Here is an 18,402-nt window from a genome sequence, read left to right on the forward strand (position 1 = left end):
GCCAGGAGACACCCAATGCCCAGTGCGAATCCAGTGCCCGCGAACACAGTCTTCGACCCGGTCAACACGCTTTACCACAAGATCACTTGGAAGCTGATTCCCTTCCTGTGCTTCTGTTATCTGGCCGCGTACCTGGACCGAATCAACATCGGCTTCGCCAAGCTGCAGATGCTCGACCAACTGCACTTCAGCGAAACCGCGTTCGGCCTCGGCGCTGGCCTGTTCTTTGTCGGCTACATCATCTTTGAAGTGCCGAGCAACCTGGTGCTGGAGCGGGTCGGCGCGAAGATCTGGATCGCACGCATCATGATCACCTGGGGTCTACTCTCGGCCTGCACCATGCTGGTTACGTCCACGACCCAGTTCTACATCCTGCGTTTTTTGCTCGGCGCCGCCGAAGCCGGGTTCCTGCCGGGCGTGCTGTACTACCTGACCACCTGGTTTCCCACCCATCGACGCGGGCGCATCATTGCGCTGTTCATGATCGGTCTGCCGCTGTCCAGCGTGATCGGCGGCCCGCTGTCCGGCTGGATCATGGGCCACTTCGACCACGTGGGTGGCCTGCGCGGCTGGCAGTGGCTGTTCCTGATCGAAGCGGTGCCCAGCGTGTTGCTCGGCGTACTGACCTTCTGGGCACTGCCCAACACCTACCAACAAGCCAAATGGCTGTCGGATGAAGAAAAAGCCCTGCTGGAAAGCGAACTGCGCAAGGACGACGCCGATGGCGCCGGCAGCAAGCACAGCTTCCGTGACGGCTTCTTCAACCTCAAAGTGTGGATGCTCGGCGGTATCGACTTCTCGATCCTGCTCAGCGCCTATGCCATGGGTTTCTGGATGCCGACCTTTATTCGCAACGCCGGGGTCACCGACACCTTCCATATCGGCGTGCTCACCGCACTGCCGAGCGTGGCCGCGCTGCTGGGCATGCTCTTGATCGGCGCCAGCTCCGACAAACACCGCGAACGCCGTTGGCACATCATCGTGCCGTTTTTCATCGGCGCAGCGGCGATGGCCGCCAGCACGTTCTTCACCCATAACGTCGCGGCCACCGTCGCCCTGTTCGCGGTTGCCTCGGCCGCAATCATCGGCGCAGTGCCGGTGTTCTTCAGCCTGCCGGCGACCTTTCTCAAAGGCACTGCGGCAGCCACAGGTTTTGCCCTGGCGTGCTCGTTGGCGAATATCGCAGGTCTGGTGAGTAACTCGTTGATGGGGGTGGCGATCGACGTGACCGGCAGCAGCGCGGGCGCCTTGTGGTTCTTTGCCGGCTGCCTGATTCTCAGCAGTTTCCTGGTCATTGCCTTGCCGGCGAAACGGGTGAATCGTTGATAACACGGTCGCGTAATGGCTAGCAGAAAAGCGCAACGCTGGGCACGCAAAACGCTAAAGCGGTGTTTAAATAGATCGACAGTGATTTCGGGCTGGCTGCCCTGACATGGATCACGCGGCCAATATCGTTAAAACCAGTGAAATAAAATGCATTTTAAACCGTAGGAACAACCCGAACTCTCGGACCACACAGGGAAGACTTCGCCTGTCAGAAGCCTCCCTACTTCTTATCCGAGAGATCAGTTTTCATGCCATCTACTTCCGCCGTCGTCGATCACACCTCCCGCGCCCAAGCACCTTTGCTGCATTCGCAAGCTGTGCAGCCTATTCAGCGTTTGCAGCAAGCACGCCCTGAAAATCAGAGCCCCCTAAGGCAGGAAAAATCGGAGGAACACGCCAACCTGGACGACCGAAAATCATTGCTGGATGCCTTGGGCAAAACCCTGAACAGCGCCTCAACTGATATGCCGGATCTTGGCCTGACCCGCTTTGCAGTCTCGCCAGACTCTTCGCTGGGTCGCGAACTTAAACTCATCAACCCGGCGCACGTCAGCTTGAACTGGTTTATCAAACACCAAGGCTGGATAGCCCCAACAAACAAAGAAGCGCTGCAGAATCTCTACGACGCAATCACCTACGCGCCCCCTCCACAACCCGCTCACCGGGACTATTGGGGAATGTTGTCGCGCGAGGTGCCCCTGACACTGGAGCAGCGCCAACGAATCAATGAGATTGTCGAGGGCTGGCTGGACAAAACCAAGGGCGGACTCATCGAGAACCTGGTGGGGCTTGCGACGACAGATGCACACACGCTTGACTCGTTATCCAAAATGACCGGTGTTCAAACCAGGATTGGGAGTACCACCCAAACCACGAAAACCTTCGGGCCCTACACCCAAACCGAAACATGCACCGAGTCCCCCCTATACGCCCAGACTTATCCCGCCTGGGTAATGGGCACTAGTCGGTCGTGCTCAAAGAAAATCACCGCTGAGCCACGCTACGCGTTGTATCGACTGCTGTTGGAGCCCAAAGTCATTGAGCTAGGCAAAAAGCTGGAGGCCGAACTCGGCGTCTTGCCCACAGTGACAAGTGCCGCTGAACTGGTCCTTAGCGCACTGGTGTTATCCGTGATGCCTCAGCTCCCCACCACACGCAACTTGATCGGCAATGATTTTGCCCTTGATGCGCCTGATCATTTACGCAAGTCACCAGAAGCCATCGTCGAAGCACTGGACCTCTACCTGCTGCGCACCCACCAACATCTGAAGGCCGATAACGTCCGCACAGTCAGCTACTTGATGCTGTCCCGTATCGCCCCACAGTTTCTAGTCAAAGACCTGCCTGACTCGTTGCTGTATGGAACCCATCAGTGGGCCACATTCAGCGCCGCTGTCTCACGCATCGAGCACTCCGCGCCTGGCACAAGCGCCACTATGAATTATCAACAAGTGATGAACTATGACGCGACGACACCGATCACGGAGCAGGACAAGACCTTCGCCACCATTGCTCTAAGAGACGCCTTAGTGGACTGGGCGATTACCAACGGTCGACTCGACAAGCGAGCCGATAACAACTATTCAGAGTCCGAGATACAGCAGGCACACCAGGATTTTCAACATCAGCCCTCATCTCTGGTCCGAGCGGGCCAACAATTGGCCACCCCCCTCCCAAACCGCGAACAGATTGCCCTGGATGACCTTAAACGGGTCTTTGGCAATCAAATCGATTTTACCCGCAAAGTGCTGCAAGCCACGCCGGACAATCTGGAGTCCGACAAGAACCATTTCTACAGCCTGCTGGACGTGCATATGTCGGGAAAACTCCAGGCAGGTATGTGGCGATCAATCAGTTCCGACTTTTCCATGGCCCCCATCGAGAAGGAACTCCATCGGCTTCATAGCATTGAGTGGCTGTTCACCCAGACATTCAACAACTACTACACAGACCTGCTGCAGGGCCACACCGCGGTGGTCCGAAACCTGCTCTCGCAGCTTCCAGAGGAACATCGAAGCAGCCTGCAATGGGGCGAGCAGAAATTTTATGCGTTGAGAAAAGCCGTTACCTCGCACTATGCCCACCTCATCCCCAAGGCCGAAAAAGAAGCCAGCAAAGGTCGACAAGGGTTCATCATTCGCTCCGAACACCAGTCAAAAGTCACCTACTATGAAGTCTTCCCACAGCAAGGGAAAATCCAGATCCGTACCGATCTTCCAGCAGAGTGGCCTGAAGGTATCAACACCAGGGCCGTGGGTAACGTGGAGAACAATATCCGGCAACCGTTTGATTGGGAGGCTTACAACAGTGGGACTCCCCCTCGCGAGAATGAATTTTCTGAGGTGGTGATCGAGCACATACCAACGCCGGATAAGTGGCAACGTGGCGCCAGCGACAAGACACCCGACCTCTCCTTCCTCGGCGGAAAAAGTTTTGATCTGGCCAGGACAGCCGCGTCCAAACATCTGGCCTACGATGAGGAAACCCTGCGTCAACAGGCTAGTGGCGAAAGTGCCGTCGAATTAACAGAGCGCTATCAGAAGACCGGAGCGGCAGCGGTGCTGAGCTTGGTACCGTTTGCAAATACGTTGAAGCACGCGATCAATGGTGAAATAGCAGAAGCCTTCACCGGTTTTATTATCGACGGCGTATCGACCGCCATACCTGTTTCGCAACCACTTCGTGCATTCGCCCACAGCATCAAGTCCAGCAAAACCCTGTTTAACATGCTGAGAAAAGCCAGCCACTCTACAGATGATCTGGTCGGGTTGCTGGGCAGCGCAGGCAAGACAGCGAAACCCTTTTATTCCACCATTCCGTCGTTTGGTGGCTTGCGACCGACGAGCAATGGCCTGACCCAGAGCGTGGGTGTCAGCACGGCGGTCAGGATCGGAAGAGCCGAAGGGGTGGACGCCGCCGGTGGTGGTGCACGTACCCTGGCCAAAATCATCGACGAGAAGTGGTACCCCGTGGACGCAGCCTCCGGCAAGGCTTACGGCACCCCCATCGAAGGCTTTGCACCGGAGGGTGGCATTGGCTTTTTTGAGCGACCCGCTTCGCCACAACGCGATCCGGATACGCTGGCACAATATGAAGCCAACGTCATCAACGCTAAGTACTCGGAAGCAACCAGCTTCCCGGAAGGTTTCAAACACCTGAGCCCCGATACGGTTCCTGGCTACAAGCCGTCCATGGGGGTACAGGAAATCGAGGACCTTATTGCAACGTCCAACTTTTCAACAGAGCAAATCGGCAGTCTTGTGCGCCAGCGAGAAAGACTTTTGTTGGCCCATACTCAACGCAGCGCACAGATATTCCAGCGTGAAGTCACCGCCGCCGGTGGCACCACCCGAGGCATGCCGCAAACGTATTACCTGAGCCAGACCAGCCCTGACATTGCCGGTGAATGTGCGGCCCTTTCCACCGCCATGGGCCTGGCGCTGCTCGAAGGCAATGAAGACACGCTGCTCGACAACCTGGTATTTGCCATGGCAAACCCGGAAGCTGAAAACTCAGCCAAATTCATCAGAAACCTTTCAAGCCTGCAGTCCACCGTCGGCAACGAGCTGGGATTTCATAGCAGTGCCGTGGGTAACCCGATTTCTTATAAGTCGGTCATTAAAGAATTGAGCGAAGCCACTTCCTCAAAGACGCTGATGATCAGCAGCACTAACCATGGAATGCTTGCGGGCGTGAAGGTCGACCCCACCGGCACCACCCCGAAGAGCTGGTTTTTTTACGACCCCAACTACGGCAAAGCGATATTCCCCACACAAGAATCAATGGCCAAGGGCCTGGAAAAGACCCTTAGCAACGGCATCACCGGCAAAAACCTCGATGCATTTGGTACGTTCCTGACCGGAAAAAAATACAAAGTCAGTGCCTTTGATGCCGACGTGGTTGCCAGCAAATTCAATATCGATCGTGTCAGGGGATTAACCCAACCTATCTGATAAAACCCCGTCTATTTGCGCACGGCCAGGCAAAACGTTTTCAACACCATGGCCGTCGCGCAGGGCATATGACTTGATTGGGAGAACCACGGCCTTTGGGCCCGGCCTCCATACAATTATTCAATTAATGGCGCTAGAATCAGCGCCATTCTTGCACCCGCCCCCCTGACACGAGCCCCTCCATGAGCTTTGATTTCGACACGATCCACCCTCGCCTCGGCACCGGCAGCACCAAGTGGAACCGCTACCCGGCCGACGTGCTGCCAATGTGGATCGCCGACATGGACATCGCAGCGCCGCCCGCCGTGCTGCAAGCCCTGCACGAGCGCCTGGACCAGCAGATTCTCGGCTACAGCGTGGCCGGCCCGGATGTGCGTGAAGCCATCGTGGCCGACCTGTGGGCCAAGTACGCCTGGCGCGTGCAGCCCGAAGAGTTGCTGTTTTTGCCCGGCGTCGAACCCGGTTTCAATATGGCGCTGCATGCCTTTGTAAAACCGGACCAGCCGGTGGTACTGCAAACCCCAAATTATCGTCCGATTCGCTTGGCGCCAGGCAACTGGAACCTACCGCGCATCGAAGTGCCGTTCCAATCGACCGACGGTGAATACATCACCCCAATGCCCGCCATGCGCGAAGCACTGACCGGCGCCGGCGCCTTGCTGTTGAGCAACCCGCACAACCCCATCGGCAAGGTTTTCCCCCGCGAAGAGCTGCTGGCATTGGCCACTGCCTGTCTGGAAAACGACGCGCTGATCATCAGCGACGAAATCCACGCAGAACTGTGCTTCGACGGTCGTCGCCACATCCCCACCGCAAGCCTCAGCCCCGAGATTGCCCAGCGCACCATCACGCTGATGTCGGCGAGCAAGGCCTACAACGTGGCCGGCTTGAAGACCTGCTTTGCCGTGATCCAGAACGCCGAGATCCGCGAGCGCTTCAACCAGGCCCGCTGCGGCATGGTCGACAGCGTCAGCCCCCTGGGCCTGGAAGCCACCCGCGCGGCCTACAGCCAGTGCGGCCAATGGCTGGATGCATTGAAGCAGTACCTGCAAGCGAACCGCGATTACCTGCTCGACGCCGTGCAAACGCGCTTGCCGGGCGTGGTGATGCATGCGCCGCAAGGCACCTTCCTTGCTTGGCTCGATTGCAGCGCCCTGGGCATGGATGACCCGCAGCAGTTTTTCCTGGAACAGGCCAAGGTCGGGTTGAGTGCGGGTATCGAATTCGGGGATGACAGCCAGCAGTTCGTGCGCCTGAACTTCGGTTGCCCGAGGGCGATGCTGGAAGAGGGTCTGCAGCGCATGGAGCGCAGTTTGCGCAACCGCTGAAGCGCGCAAAAAATGGCCCCCGCTGCAAAGGCGGGGGCTGGCGTTTACAACTTGGCGATAGACACTTCAGTGGACTTCACGAAGGCAATCACTTCGCTGCCCACTTTCAATTCCAGGTCACGCACCGAACGGGTGGTGATGACGGACGTCACGATGCCGGACGCGGTTTGCACGTCGATTTCCGACACCACTTCGCCCAGCAGAATCTCTTTGATCACGCCCTTGAATTGGTTGCGCACGTTGATCGCTTTAATGGTCATGTCGGGTTTCCTTTTGGCTGTTGGGTCAATCCGCACGAATGCGCAGGCCCTCAAAGTGCGCTATCCGAGAGAACATTAAAAGGAATATATAACTCTTTATTTATCCCATAAAAACATATGAAAACTGTTGCCCAGGAAACATCGGTTCAACAATTTGCCACCTCCTGCAACAACCGCACATGCCCCTGACCCTGTAAATCCGGGCTCCTGCCCGATGGCACAGAGACTGCATATTCCTGTAAAGCATGATTGAGCGCACCCAATCAGTTTTCTGAATATAAGAAAAACCTTCTCTCAACGCCTTGTCCGGAGCTGTTCCATGAAACCCTTCACCCAACGTCTACTCGGCGCCTGCGCCCTCGCCCTATGCCTGCAACCGCAGGTATTCGCGGCCGAAACCGACCCCGCCGAAGTCAACCTCGACTACGCCTACTACTCGCCGGTCAGCCTGGTGCTCAAGCACTTCGGCTGGCTGGAACAGGCCCTGCCCCACAGCAAGGTCAGCTGGGTACTGAGCCAAGGCAGCAACCGGTCCCTGGAATACCTCAACAGCGGCGGCGTGGATTTCGCGTCGTCCGCCAGCTTGTCCGCCGTACTGAGCCGGGCCAACGGCAGCCCGATCAAATCGGTGTATGTCTACAGCCGCGCGGAATGGACCGCACTGGTGGTGCGCAAGGACTCGCCACTCAACAGCGTCAACGACCTCAAGGGCAAGAAAATCGCCGCCACCAAAGGCACCGACCCTTACCTGTTCACCCTGCGCAGTCTGCAACAGGCCGGGCTGAAAAAAGACGACGTGGAGTTGGTGCACCTGCAACACCCGGACGGCCGCACCGCTCTGGAAAAGGGTGACGTGGACGCCTGGGCCGGTCTCGATCCACACATGGCCGCCAGTCAAATCCAGGCCGGTTCGCGCCTGCTTTACCGCAACAAGGACTTCAACAGCTATGGCGTGGTGAGCGTCACCGAGAAGTTCGCCAAGGCGCACCCACAGACCATCACCAAGGTGTTGGGCGCTTATGAAAAAGCGCGTGACTGGGCAGTGAAGCACCCGGATGAATTCGCCAAGTTGCTGGCCGACGAATCCGGGCTGCCATTGGAAGTGGCCAAGCTGCAATTGTCGCGCACTGACCTGAGCACGCCGTTGTTGAGCGCCAAGGATGTGCAGTCTTCCAAGGCGGCGGCGCCGATTCTGGTGTCCGAGGAATTGGTGCGCCGTGGGGTGAATGTGGACCAGGTGATCGATCAACTGATCGACCCTTCGTTTGGCCAAACCCTGCCGCAGCAGTAAGGGGCGTTTGATGAGCAGCAAAAGCCAAGCATTGCCCCTGCCGGCGCCCGTGGTCAGCCAGCGCAGCGCCTGGCCACGGCGGTTAAAAGGCCTGGTCTTGCCGGTGCTGATCCTGTTGATCCTGGAAGTGGTCGTACGGGTGGGCTGGCTGCCTTCCTACCAGATGCCCGCGCCCAGCGAGATCGCCGTGACCCTCACCGACCTGGCCGAAGGCGTGTTGTGGAAACACATCAGCGCCAGCCTCGCACGGGTGCTGCTGGGCTTTGCCATCGGCGCTAGCCTGGCCCTGGTGTTCGCCGCCTGGGTCGGTTTGAGCCGTGAAGCCGAAGCCTACCTGGAGCCGACCTTTGCCGGCCTGCGTTCGATCCCGAGCCTGGCCTGGGTACCCCTGTTGCTGCTGTGGCTGGGCATCGATGAAACCTCCAAGGTTGTGCTGATTGCCATTGGCGCGTTTTTCCCGGTGTACCTCAATGGCGTCGCGGCGATTCGCGACATCGACCGTAAGCTGGTGGAAGTCGGGCAAATGTACGGTTTCAGTCGCCGCCGCCTGGTGCGGCGCGTCCTGTTGCCCGCCGCCCTGCCCGGCCTGTTCACCGGACTGCGCAGTGGTTTGAGCCTGGCGTGGATGTTCCTCGTGGCGGCCGAGCTGATAGCGGCGACTAAAGGTTTGGGTTACCTGCTCAGCGATGGGCGGGAAACCTCGCGACCCGACATTGTGCTGGCCGCCATTATCGTGTTGGCGCTGCTGGGCAAGATCAGCGACGGCCTGCTCGCGGCGCTGGAGAAACGCTGCCTGGCCTGGCGCGACACCTTCACTGGCCAAGGAGCGGAACAATGAGTGCGCCGTCGTTATTGGACATCCATGTGGTGCGTAAAAGCTTCGCCAGCACCACCGTATTGAAAGACGTGCGCCTGGCCTTGCAGCCTCGCGAAGCGGTCAGCCTGCTGGGCCCCAGTGGCTGCGGCAAAAGTACCTTGCTGCGGATCGTCGCCGGTTTGGAAACGGACTTCCAGGGCGAACTGCGCAGCCCCGACGGCCAAGTGGCCTTTGTGTTCCAGGAACCGCGGCTGATGCCATGGCTCACGGTAGAACAGAACATCGGCTTCAGTGATGACAACCACTACGACAAAGCCTGGGTCTCACAGTTGATCGAGGAAGTCGGCCTTAAGGGCTTCGCCCAGGCGCTGCCCAAAGCGTTGTCAGGTGGGATGGCGCAGCGGGTGGCGATCGCTCGCGGCCTGTATTCACGCCCCCAGGTGTTGTTGCTGGATGAGCCGTTCAGCGCGGTGGATGCCTTCACCCGCATGAAACTGCAGGACTTGCTGCTGCAACTGGCGGCGCATCACGCCATCGCTTTATTACTGGTGACCCATGATGTGGACGAGGCGCTGTACCTGAGTGACCGGGTGCTGGTGATGGACAACCGGCCCAGCAGCATTCGCCAGGAACTGGCGGTCGACTTGCCGCACCCGAGGGATCGGCGTGACCCGCTGCTGGCGCAGCTCAAGGCGCTGGCCTTGACCGAGTTGCAGCGGGCCCATGTGATCTGAGGACTACTCGTAACCCGAGACGAGCGAGGTTTTCATGGCCCACAGGTTGTTGTGGCGAGCCCGCTCGCCACAACGCGCATCACGCCTTGCGCAGGCTCACCCAATAACGCGTTCGGTATTGCACGTCCAGCGCCAGGGTCGAGGCCAGCAGGTTGAGAATGCGGTCGGTGTCATCCAGGCGGAAACTGCCGGTCACCCGTAGCGCTTCCAGGCGCGGCTCCCAGCGCAACACGCCAGGGCGATAGCGCTCCAGCTCCCTGAGGAAGTTCCCCAGTGGCTGGTTCTGCGCGGTCAGTACACCGTCGCGCCAGCCCAGTTGCAGCACATCAAACAACGCCCAGGCACCCAGGCCGCCGGCCTTGAGCGGCGCTTGCTGGCCTGCTTGCAAGGTCGCCATCTGGCCGCTCAGGTCGCGCACCTGAACCGTGCCCTTGAGCACCGAGACCAGACAACCGGACGCCAGTTGCCGTATGCACACGTCAGCGTGACTGACGAGCAATTGGCCGTAGCGGGTTTGCACCGTCATCGCCGCCGCGCCCGGCACCGTCAGCGCCAGTTCACCGTCGACCAAGCTGACCCGTCGCTGGGCCATATCTACGTCTACCGCCGTGGCGGTGTTGAGTTGCAGGCTGGCACCATCGGCCAGCGGCAGGCGCTTGCGCTCGCCAGTAGCGGTACGCAGGTCGGCACGCCAAGTGTCGATGGGTAATTGGCGGCTGATCAGCCACGCCGTCGGCAACAGTGCCGCCACACCCAACGCACGCTTGAGCACCGCACGCCGGCCCGGTTGCGGGCGGTCGAGGCTGGCCATGGCCAGAGCCTGGGGCAAAGCGCTGAAGCGCTGGCGCAGGGATTGGGCTTTCTGCCAAGTCTGTTCATGCTGGGGATGGCTGTCGCGCCAGTGCTGTAGCGCGGCATGATCACGCTCGGTGGCGGCGCCGGACTCCAGCAGCGCCAGCCACTGGGCAGCAGCGCGGGCGACGTCGCGACTCAAAGGTCCACCAGCAGGCAATGTTCATACGCCTGGGCCATGTAGCGCTTGATCGTGCGTTCGGACACCTCAAGCCGTTCGGCAATCTCACGATAGCCCAGGCCCTCCAGCTGGCTCCATAGAAAGGCGCGGCGTACAAGCACCGGCAAGCCATCGAGCAACTCATCCAGGGCTTGCAGGGTTTCCAGCATCAGCCAGCGCTGTTCGGGGGACGGCACGCAAGCTTCGGGCAAGCTGGCCAGGGCGTTCAAATACGCCTGTTCCAAGCTGCGACGCTGATGGAAGTTCACCAGCAGGCGCTTACCGACCGTCACCAGGTACGCCCGCGGCTCCTGCATCTGTGCAATCGGCTGCGCACTGGCCAGTACGCGCAGAAACGTATCCTGGCTCAGGTCGGCCGCATCCCAGGCATTGCCCAGGCGCCGCCGCAGCCAGCTTTCCAACCAACTGCGATGGTCGCGGTATAGGCTCGATAGCGTCAGTTCGGGGGCGTGCGTGGGGACAACAGCATCATTCATGGCAACAACCTGCACGGCGCGATTGAGTCTCAAATGAGATTAATTCTATTTAATATCGTGCCGGGACACCATGATCTTTTCAACCTCGCGTTTACAGCATCGCCGCCCTCTGCCGCAGCAGGTCAATAAACAAGCCTAATTCGCGGCTCACCCCCTCGCCCTTGCGCAACAAGATGCCAAACGGCGCCAGCCGCACGTCCAGGGCCACCGGCAGCGCGACCACCAGGCCCATTTTCAGATAATCACGCAAGGCACTTTCCGACAGCACCATCACCGCGTCCGTCAGTTGGATCAACTGCTGCATGGAGTACACCGAGCTGCATTCGATGATGTCCGCCGGGCTTGGCAGCGCCAGGTCTTGCAGGGCCTGGTCGAAACCGATGCGCGCCGGGCTGGTTTGCGGTTGCAGGATCCACGGCCAGTCGCGCACCAGCTCAGCCAGGGATAGCCGGCCGCGTCGGACCAATGGGTGGCCGGCATGCACCACCACCAGCAGGCGCTCGTTGCCCAGGGGTTCGAAGCTGTAGTGCTCGCTGTCGGTGGCGGCGGTGCGCCGGGAAATGGCCAGGTCGATGCGCCCCTGCTCCAGCAGTTGGATCACCTGGTCGCTGGTGTCGCCCATGATGCGGATACGCAGTTGCGGATTGAGCGCCTTGATCTGCGCAATGCAGTCCATCACCAAGTCCGGCGCGGCGCCCATGATGGTGCCGATGGACAAGTAGCCATACCCGCCCTGCTGGCGCGCCATCAGGTCTTCGGCGCAACGGTCGAGGCCACTCAGCGCCGACTCGGCAAAGTTGATCAGTTGCTGGCCCAGCGCCGTTGGCCGCATCCCCCGTGGCAAGCGCTCGAACAGGTCGCAGCCGAACATGTCTTCAATCTCGCGCAGCATGCGCGTGGCCGCCGGTTGCGACATGTTCAGGGCCTGGGATGCACGGTGCAGGTTCTGACTGGAACTGAGCGCTACCAGCATATGCAGATGCTTGTAGCGCAGGCGGTTGAACAAGCTGCGGGAGAGGACGGGACTACTCATAAATTCCTTATTACCGATACCCTGAGGGTATCACTTGTAAGCGAGATTCGATTTGTAGCGTATTGCTCGGCCGCCGTACAGTCCGTTCCATAAGAACAAAACAACGGACTCCATCATGAAAACCCTGCCCGCGCCCCTGCTCGCCAAGATTTCCTGGCGACTGCTGCCCTTCCTGCTGCTGATGTACATCATGGCGTTTCTTGACCGTGCCAACGTCGGCTTTGCCAAACAGGCCTTCCAGGCCGATACCGGCTTGAGCGATGCCGCGTTTGCCTTCGGCGCCGGTGTGTTCTTCGTCGGCTACGCGCTGCTGGAAGTGCCGAGCAACCTGATCCTGCACCGTGTCGGCGCCCGCCTGTGGATGTGCCGCATCATGGTCAGTTGGGGCCTGATTTCGGCGGCGATGGTGTTTGCCCATAACGAAACCAGTTTCTACGTGCTGCGTTTTTTGTTGGGCGTGGCCGAAGCCGGATTCTTCCCCGGCGTGATCCTCTATCTCACCTACTGGTTCCCCCAGGCCGTGCGCGGCAAGGCCATGGGCTTCTTTTACTTCGGCGCCCCCCTGGCATTCATTGTCGGCAGTCCGTTGTCCGGCCTGCTGCTGGAGATGGACGGTTTCGGCGGTATCCACGGCTGGCAATGGCTGTTCGCCGTGGAAGGCTTGATGGCCAGCGCCGTGGGGATCTGGGCCTACTGGTACCTGGACAACCGCCCCGCCGACGCCAAGTGGCTGAGTGTGGATGAGCGCCAGCAAATCCAGACCTTGCTGGACACGGAAGACCAACACAAAACCTCCCACGGCCGCAGCCTGCTCAACGTGCTGTGCCAGCCGTCGGTGCTGTACCTGTGCCTGGTGTATTTGCTGATCCAGGCCAGCGTGTACGGCGTGGTGTTTTACCTGCCAACCCAAGTGGGCGGCCTGCTCGGCACCAAGGTCGGCTTGATGGTTGGGCTGGTCTCGGCGATTCCCTGGATCTGCGCACTGTTTGCCGCCTGGTGGATTCCCGGTTATTCCGACCGCACCGGCGAACGCCGCCGCACCGCTTGCCTGACCTTGTTGATGGCCGCCGCCGGTATTGCTTGCTCGGTGACCTTCGCCAACCCGCTGCTGGGCATGCTCGCCTTGTGCTTTGCCGCCTCGGGTTTTATCGCGGTGCAGCCGGTGTTCTGGACCTTTCCTTCCAGCTACCTGGCCGGCAGTGCCGCTGCTGCGGGCATTGCGCTGATCAACTCATTCGGTGCCCTCGGCGGCTTCATCGCGCCGGTCATCAAGCACTGGGCCGAAGGCGCCTTCCATTCTCCGGCAGCCGGTTTGTACCTGCTGTCCGCCACCACGGTACTGGCTGCATTGCTGGTACTGGGCATCCATTCACCCGGCCGCACTGCATCGAACACGCCGGCCACTGTTTAACGTCAGGAGTCACACCATGGGTCATCTCACCATCAAACACGTGCGCGCTTTTGTATTGCGAGGCGGCGGCGCCGATTACCACGATCAGGCCGACGGCCACTGGATCGACGATCACATCTCGACGCCCATGAGCAAATACCCCGAGTACCGCCAGAGCCGCCGCAGTTTCGGCATTAACGTACTCGGCACGCTGGTGGTGGAGATCGAAGCCAGCGACGGCACTGTCGGGTTTGCCGTGACCACTGGCGGCGAACCGGCGGCGTATATCGTCGAGAAACACCTGGCGCGCTTTATCGAAGGCGCCCGCGTCACCGATATCGAAAAGATCTGGGACCAGATGTACCAGTCCACCCTCTACTACGGTCGCAAGGGCCTGGTGATCAACACCCTTTCCGGCGTCGATCTGGCGTTGTGGGACTTGCTCGGCAAAATCCGCCAGGAGCCCGTGCACCAGTTGCTCGGCGGTGCGGTACGCGACGAATTGCAGTTCTACGCCACCGGCGCCCGCCCGGACTTGGCGCAGAAGATGGGCTTTATCGGCGGCAAGATGCCCCTGCACCACGGCCCCAGCGAAGGCGAAGAAGGCCTGCGCAAAAACCTCGAACAGTTGGCCGACATGCGCGAAAGGGTCGGCCCAGACTTCTGGCTGATGCTCGATTGCTGGATGAGCCTGGACCTCAACTACGCGACCAAACTCGCCATCGGTGCCCATGAACACGGGCTCAAATGGATCGAAGAAGCCCTGAGCCCGGACGATTACTGGGGCTACGCAGCCCTGCGCAACAATGTGCCCAAGGGCATGCTGGTGACGACCGGCGAACACGAAGCCACTCGCTGGGGCTTCCGCATGCTGCTGGAAATGGGCTGCTGCGACATTATCCAGCCGGATGTCGGCTGGTGCGGCGGCCTCACCGAGCTGGTGAAAATTTCGGCCTTGGCCGATGCCCACAATGCGATGGTCGTGCCCCACGGCTCGTCGGTGTACAGCTACCACTTCGTCGCCACCCGCCATAACAGCCCGTTCGCCGAATTCCTGATGATGGCGCCGAAGGCCGATGAAGTGGTGCCGATGTTCCACCCGCAACTGCTCGGCGAACCGGTACCGGTGAATGGCCGCATGCGCTTGTCGGTGCTCGACAAGCCCGGTTTCGGCGTAGACCTGAACCCGGATTGCCAACTGCACCGTCCGTACAATCGCTGAGGAAAACGCCATGAATATGCCCCGTAATGGCTTCAAGGCTGCCCTGGCCAAGGACGCCACCCAATACGGCATCTGGGCCGGTTTCGCCACCGGCTACGCCGCTGAGATCGTCGCTGGCCTCGGTTATGACTGGATGCTGATCGACGGTGAACACGCGCCCAATACCGTGCCCAGCGTGCTCAACCAACTGCAGACGGTGGCGCCCTACGCTACCGCGCCGGTGGTACGCGCGGTGAATGGCGATGCCAGTCTGATCAAGCAACTGCTCGACGTCGGCGCCCAGACGCTGATGATCCCCATGGTGGAAACCGCCGAACAGGCTCAAGCCCTGGTGCGCGCCATGCGTTACCCACCCCATGGCGTTCGCGGCGTCGGCGGCGGTTTGACCCGCGCCACACGCTGGGATGGTGTGGCGAACTACCTGCAAACCGCCCACGAGGAGCTGTGCCTGATCGTCCAGGTCGAATCACGCCTGGGCGTGGAAAACGTCGCCGCCATTGCCGCCGTGGAGGGCGTGGACGCAGTGTTTATCGGCCCCGCCGACCTCTCCATCGGCCTCGGCCACGCCGGTAACCCCGGCCATCCCGAAGTTCAGGAACGCATCAAATACGCGGTGGACGCCACCCTCGCCGCCGGCAAGGTCAGCGGCATCCTGGCGCCCAACGAAGACGACGCGCGCCGTTACCAAGCCTGGGGTTGCCGTTTTATCGCTGTGGCCATCGACATCAGCCTGTTACGCCAGAGCGCCTTGGCCACCCTCGCCCGCTATCGCCCGGTTGCCGACGCGCCCACACCATCACGTACTTACTGAGGAGCTGCCCATGTCATCCGTTCCCGTGTACCAGAACTTCATCAATGGCCGCTTCGTCCCCAGCGAAGCCCATCTGGATGTACTCAATCCGGCCAGCGGCGCCTTGCTGTCCAAGGTGCCCGCCTCTACCGCCGCTGACGTCGACCAAGCCCTCGCTGCGGCGCGCGGTGCGCAAAAAGCGTGGGCGCGCAAGCCGGCCATCGAACGCGCCGGGCACTTGCGCCGCATCGCCGCCAAGCTGCGGGAAAACGTCGCGCACCTGGCGCGTACCATCACCCTGGAACAGGGCAAGGTCACTGGCCTGGCCGAAGTCGAAGTGAATTTCACCGCCGACTACCTCGACTACATGGCCGAATGGGCGCGGCGCATTGAGGGCGAGATCATCACCAGCGATCGGCCCAACGAAAACATCTTCCTGTTCCGCAAACCCTTGGGCGTAGTGGCGGGCATCCTGCCGTGGAATTTCCCGTTCTTCTTGATCGCCCGAAAACTGGCCCCGGCGTTGCTCACCGGCAACACCATCGTGATCAAGCCCAGCGAAGAAACGCCGAACAACTGCTTTGAGTTCGCCAAGCTGGTGGCCGAGACCGACCTGCCCGCCGGTGTGTTCAACGTGGTCTGCGGCGACGGCCAGGTCGGCGGCGCACTCACCGCCCATAAAGGCGTGGACATGATCAGCTTCACCGGTAGCGTCGCCACCGGTTCGCGCATCATGGCCGCCGCTGCGCCAAACATCACCAAGCTCAACCTGGAACTGGGCGGCAAGGCTCCGGCCATCGTGCTGGCAGACGCCGACCTGGAGCTGGCAGTTAAAGCCATTCGCGACTCGCGCATCATCAATACCGGGCAAGTGTGCAACTGCGCGGAGCGGGTATACGTGGAGCGCAAGGTCGCCGACCCGTTCATCGAGCGCATCAGCGCGGCCATGTCAGCCACGCGCTACGGCGACCCGATGGCCATGGCCGACGCGGAAATGGGCCCACTGATCAACCGCCAGGGCCTGGAAAACGTCAACCGTAAGGTGCGCACCGCACTGAGCCAGGGTGCCACGCTGATCAGCGGCGGACAGATTGCCGACCTCGGCGCGGGCTTTCACTTCCAGCCGACGGTATTGGCCGGGTGCCGCGCCGACATGGAGATCATGCGCGAAGAAATTTTTGGCCCGGTGCTGCCGATCCAGATTGTCGACGACCTCGACGAAGCCATCGCCATGGCCAATGACTGCGACTACGGCCTGACCTCATCGATCTACACCCGCGACCTCGGCAAGGCCATGCACGCGGTGCGCGAGATCGACTTTGGTGAAACCTACGTCAACCGCGAAAATTTCGAGGCCATGCAGGGCTTCCATGCCGGGGTGCGTAAATCTGGGATCGGCGGCGCCGATGGTAAGCATGGCCTGTACGAATACACCCATACCCATGTGGTGTACCTACAGAGCTGAGGTGGTGAAGCGGGCCGGTGCGCGTTAGCGTGCTGGCCCTTCCTGAGAAAATCCCACAAGGATTGCGCAATGCCTCTGATGCCTTACAGCGGCCCCATCATCGATAGCCACTTGCACCTGTTCGACCCGCGTCGCCCCAAAGGCATTCCGTGGCCCGAGCCGGGCAATCAGCTGTATGCCGCCCATTTACCGAGCGATTATTGGGCCTTGGCCAGCTCACACAATGTGGTCGGCGCCATTGCTGTGGAAGCCAGCCCATGGCGTGACGACAACCGCTGGTTGCTCGAAACCCTACGCAGCGACCCGCGTATGCTCGGGTTTGTTGGCAATCTGGACCCGCTGCACGCCGACTTCGCCGCCGACCTCGATGCCCTGGCGCAAGAGCCGCTGTTCCTCGGCTTGCGCTACGGCAACCTGTGGGACCGCGACCTGCTGCAGGACCAGACGCGCCCCGGTTTTATCGACGGTCTGCGCCAACTGGCCGCCTGTGGTCGGGGCCTGGACAGCGCCAACCCGAACCCGCGTTTGATCAAGGGTTTGTTGCACCTCAGCGATACGCTGCCCGAGCTGCGCATCATCGTCGACCACTTGCCCAATGCTCAGGTGCCGGCCGGTGAAGAGGCGGCGTATCACGCCGACCTGTTGCGCCTGGCGCAGCGGCCGAACGTGTTCGCCAAACTCGCGGAAATCCCCCAGCTCGGCCCCCAAGGTCTGATCGTCGATACGGCGTTCTACAACGACCGCCTGGCGGTCTTGTGGGAGGCGTTTGGTGACGAGCGCTGCTTCTTCGGCAGCGACTGGCCCAACAGCGATCACCTGGCCGATTTCGCCACCACCCTGGGGCTCGTAAAAAGCTGCATGGCGGACAAATCCGAGGCGGTGCAAGGCCAGTTTTTTCTGCACAACGCAGTGCGTATCTACACCCCGACCCATGGAGCGCCGTGATGCAGACCCGTGCCTTTCGCATGAACCTCAACCCGGGCCAGGCCGATGAATATCGCCGACGCCACGACGAAATCTGGCCGGAACTGGCCCAAGCCCTGCTGGACGCCGGCGTGGTGGACTACCGGATTTTTTTTGACGAGCCCGCCAACACGCTGTTCGCCGTCCTCACCCATGAAGACGCCCACGGCCTGGATGAGCTGCCCGGCACCGCGCTGATGCAACGCTGGTGGACCTACATGCAGGACATCATGCCCAGCCACGCGGACGCCTCGCCGATCAGTGTCGACCTGCTGCCCATGTTCCACCTGGCCCGCCCCTGATCTAACTGACCCACACAAC

At 60.6% G+C, this 18,402-nt stretch carries 16 protein-coding genes; 12 read left to right on the top strand and 4 right to left on the bottom strand.

The features are described from left to right. Positions 1–15 precede the first annotated feature (15 nt). The 3 genes from CKW32_RS11600 (at position 16) to CKW32_RS11610 (ending at position 6,607) form a co-directional block, all read left to right on the top strand. Entirely contained in the window at positions 16–1,326 is a 1,311-nt protein-coding gene (locus CKW32_RS11600) for an MFS transporter (RefSeq protein ID WP_095184985.1), read from the top strand. Positions 1,327–1,574: 248 nt separating this feature from the next. After that, the gene (locus tag CKW32_RS11605; RefSeq protein WP_095184986.1) at positions 1,575–5,279 is read left to right on the top strand and encodes a hypothetical protein; all 3,705 of its coding nucleotides are present in this window, start codon (positions 1,575–1,577) and stop codon (positions 5,277–5,279) included. Positions 5,280–5,461: 182 nt separating this feature from the next. Beyond that, a complete protein-coding gene (locus CKW32_RS11610) occupies positions 5,462–6,607 on the top strand; it encodes a MalY/PatB family protein (RefSeq protein ID WP_095184987.1) in 1,146 nt (381 codons plus the stop codon). A 44-nt stretch (positions 6,608–6,651) separates the two neighbouring features. Here the strand turns inward: CKW32_RS11610 and CKW32_RS11615 are convergent, their stop codons facing one another. After that, positions 6,652–6,867 (bottom strand): molybdopterin-binding protein, encoded by a 216-nt coding sequence (locus CKW32_RS11615; protein ID WP_003173733.1) that lies wholly within the window; start codon positions 6,865–6,867, stop codon positions 6,652–6,654. A 319-nt stretch (positions 6,868–7,186) separates the two neighbouring features. Between CKW32_RS11615 and CKW32_RS11620 the strand changes: the two genes are divergently transcribed. The 3 genes from CKW32_RS11620 to CKW32_RS11630 are packed head-to-tail and all read left to right on the top strand — an operon-like array spanning position 7,187 to position 9,709. Continuing rightward, positions 7,187–8,158, top strand: coding sequence for an aliphatic sulfonate ABC transporter substrate-binding protein (locus CKW32_RS11620; RefSeq protein WP_095184988.1), 972 nt, complete (start codon positions 7,187–7,189; stop codon positions 8,156–8,158). A gap of 10 nt (positions 8,159–8,168) precedes the next feature. Continuing rightward, a complete protein-coding gene (locus CKW32_RS11625) occupies positions 8,169–8,996 on the top strand; it encodes an ABC transporter permease (RefSeq protein WP_095184989.1) in 828 nt (275 codons plus the stop codon). Further along, positions 8,993–9,709, top strand: a complete 717-nt coding sequence (locus CKW32_RS11630) for an ABC transporter ATP-binding protein (RefSeq protein WP_095184990.1) — start codon at positions 8,993–8,995, stop codon at positions 9,707–9,709. The genes CKW32_RS11625 and CKW32_RS11630 overlap by 4 nt, the downstream gene beginning before the upstream one ends. 79 nt (positions 9,710–9,788) lie before the next feature. Here CKW32_RS11630 and CKW32_RS11635 read toward each other — a convergent pair whose 3' ends face one another. The 3 genes from CKW32_RS11635 to CKW32_RS11645 all read right to left on the bottom strand — a co-directional run bounded on the left by CKW32_RS11635 (position 9,789) and on the right by CKW32_RS11645 (position 12,251). Next, a complete protein-coding gene (locus tag CKW32_RS11635; RefSeq protein WP_095184991.1) occupies positions 9,789–10,703 on the bottom strand; it encodes a FecR domain-containing protein in 915 nt (304 codons plus the stop codon). Continuing rightward, the gene (locus CKW32_RS11640; protein WP_095184992.1) at positions 10,700–11,218 is read right to left on the bottom strand and encodes a sigma-70 family RNA polymerase sigma factor; all 519 of its coding nucleotides are present in this window, start codon (positions 11,216–11,218) and stop codon (positions 10,700–10,702) included. The genes CKW32_RS11635 and CKW32_RS11640 overlap by 4 nt, the downstream gene beginning before the upstream one ends. A 91-nt stretch (positions 11,219–11,309) precedes the next feature. Then, positions 11,310–12,251, bottom strand: a complete 942-nt coding sequence (locus CKW32_RS11645) for a LysR family transcriptional regulator (protein ID WP_032891124.1) — start codon at positions 12,249–12,251, stop codon at positions 11,310–11,312. Between the two features lie 115 nt (positions 12,252–12,366). Here CKW32_RS11645 and CKW32_RS11650 point away from each other — a divergent pair, with 115 nt between their 5' ends. From CKW32_RS11650 to rhaM, 6 genes are all read left to right on the top strand, one after another. After that, the gene (locus CKW32_RS11650) at positions 12,367–13,662 is read left to right on the top strand and encodes an MFS transporter (protein WP_095184993.1); all 1,296 of its coding nucleotides are present in this window, start codon (positions 12,367–12,369) and stop codon (positions 13,660–13,662) included. Positions 13,663–13,678: 16 nt separating this feature from the next. Further along, on the top strand, positions 13,679–14,863 hold the full coding sequence (gene rhmD / locus CKW32_RS11655) for an L-rhamnonate dehydratase (protein WP_095184994.1): 1,185 nt from the start codon (positions 13,679–13,681) through the stop codon (positions 14,861–14,863). 10 nt (positions 14,864–14,873) lie between these two features. Further along, a complete protein-coding gene (locus tag CKW32_RS11660; RefSeq protein ID WP_032891121.1) occupies positions 14,874–15,674 on the top strand; it encodes an aldolase/citrate lyase family protein in 801 nt (266 codons plus the stop codon). Between the two features lie 10 nt (positions 15,675–15,684). Next, positions 15,685–17,118: an aldehyde dehydrogenase gene (aldA, locus tag CKW32_RS11665; protein ID WP_032891120.1), complete on the top strand. Its 1,434-nt coding sequence runs from the start codon at positions 15,685–15,687 to the stop codon at positions 17,116–17,118. Between the two features lie 69 nt (positions 17,119–17,187). After that, entirely contained in the window at positions 17,188–18,063 is an 876-nt protein-coding gene (locus CKW32_RS11670) for an amidohydrolase (RefSeq protein WP_095184995.1), read from the top strand. Continuing rightward, positions 18,063–18,383 carry an L-rhamnose mutarotase gene (gene rhaM, locus CKW32_RS11675; RefSeq protein ID WP_177326465.1) on the top strand — a complete coding sequence of 107 codons (321 nt, stop codon included), beginning with the start codon at positions 18,063–18,065 and terminating at the stop codon, positions 18,381–18,383. The genes CKW32_RS11670 and rhaM overlap by 1 nt, the downstream gene beginning before the upstream one ends. The last annotated feature ends 19 nt before the right edge of the window (positions 18,384–18,402 follow it).

Origin of the sequence: Pseudomonas sp. Irchel 3H9, from assembly GCF_900187495.1 — a bacterium.
GTDB classification, from domain to species: domain Bacteria; phylum Pseudomonadota; class Gammaproteobacteria; order Pseudomonadales; family Pseudomonadaceae; genus Aquipseudomonas; species Aquipseudomonas sivasensis.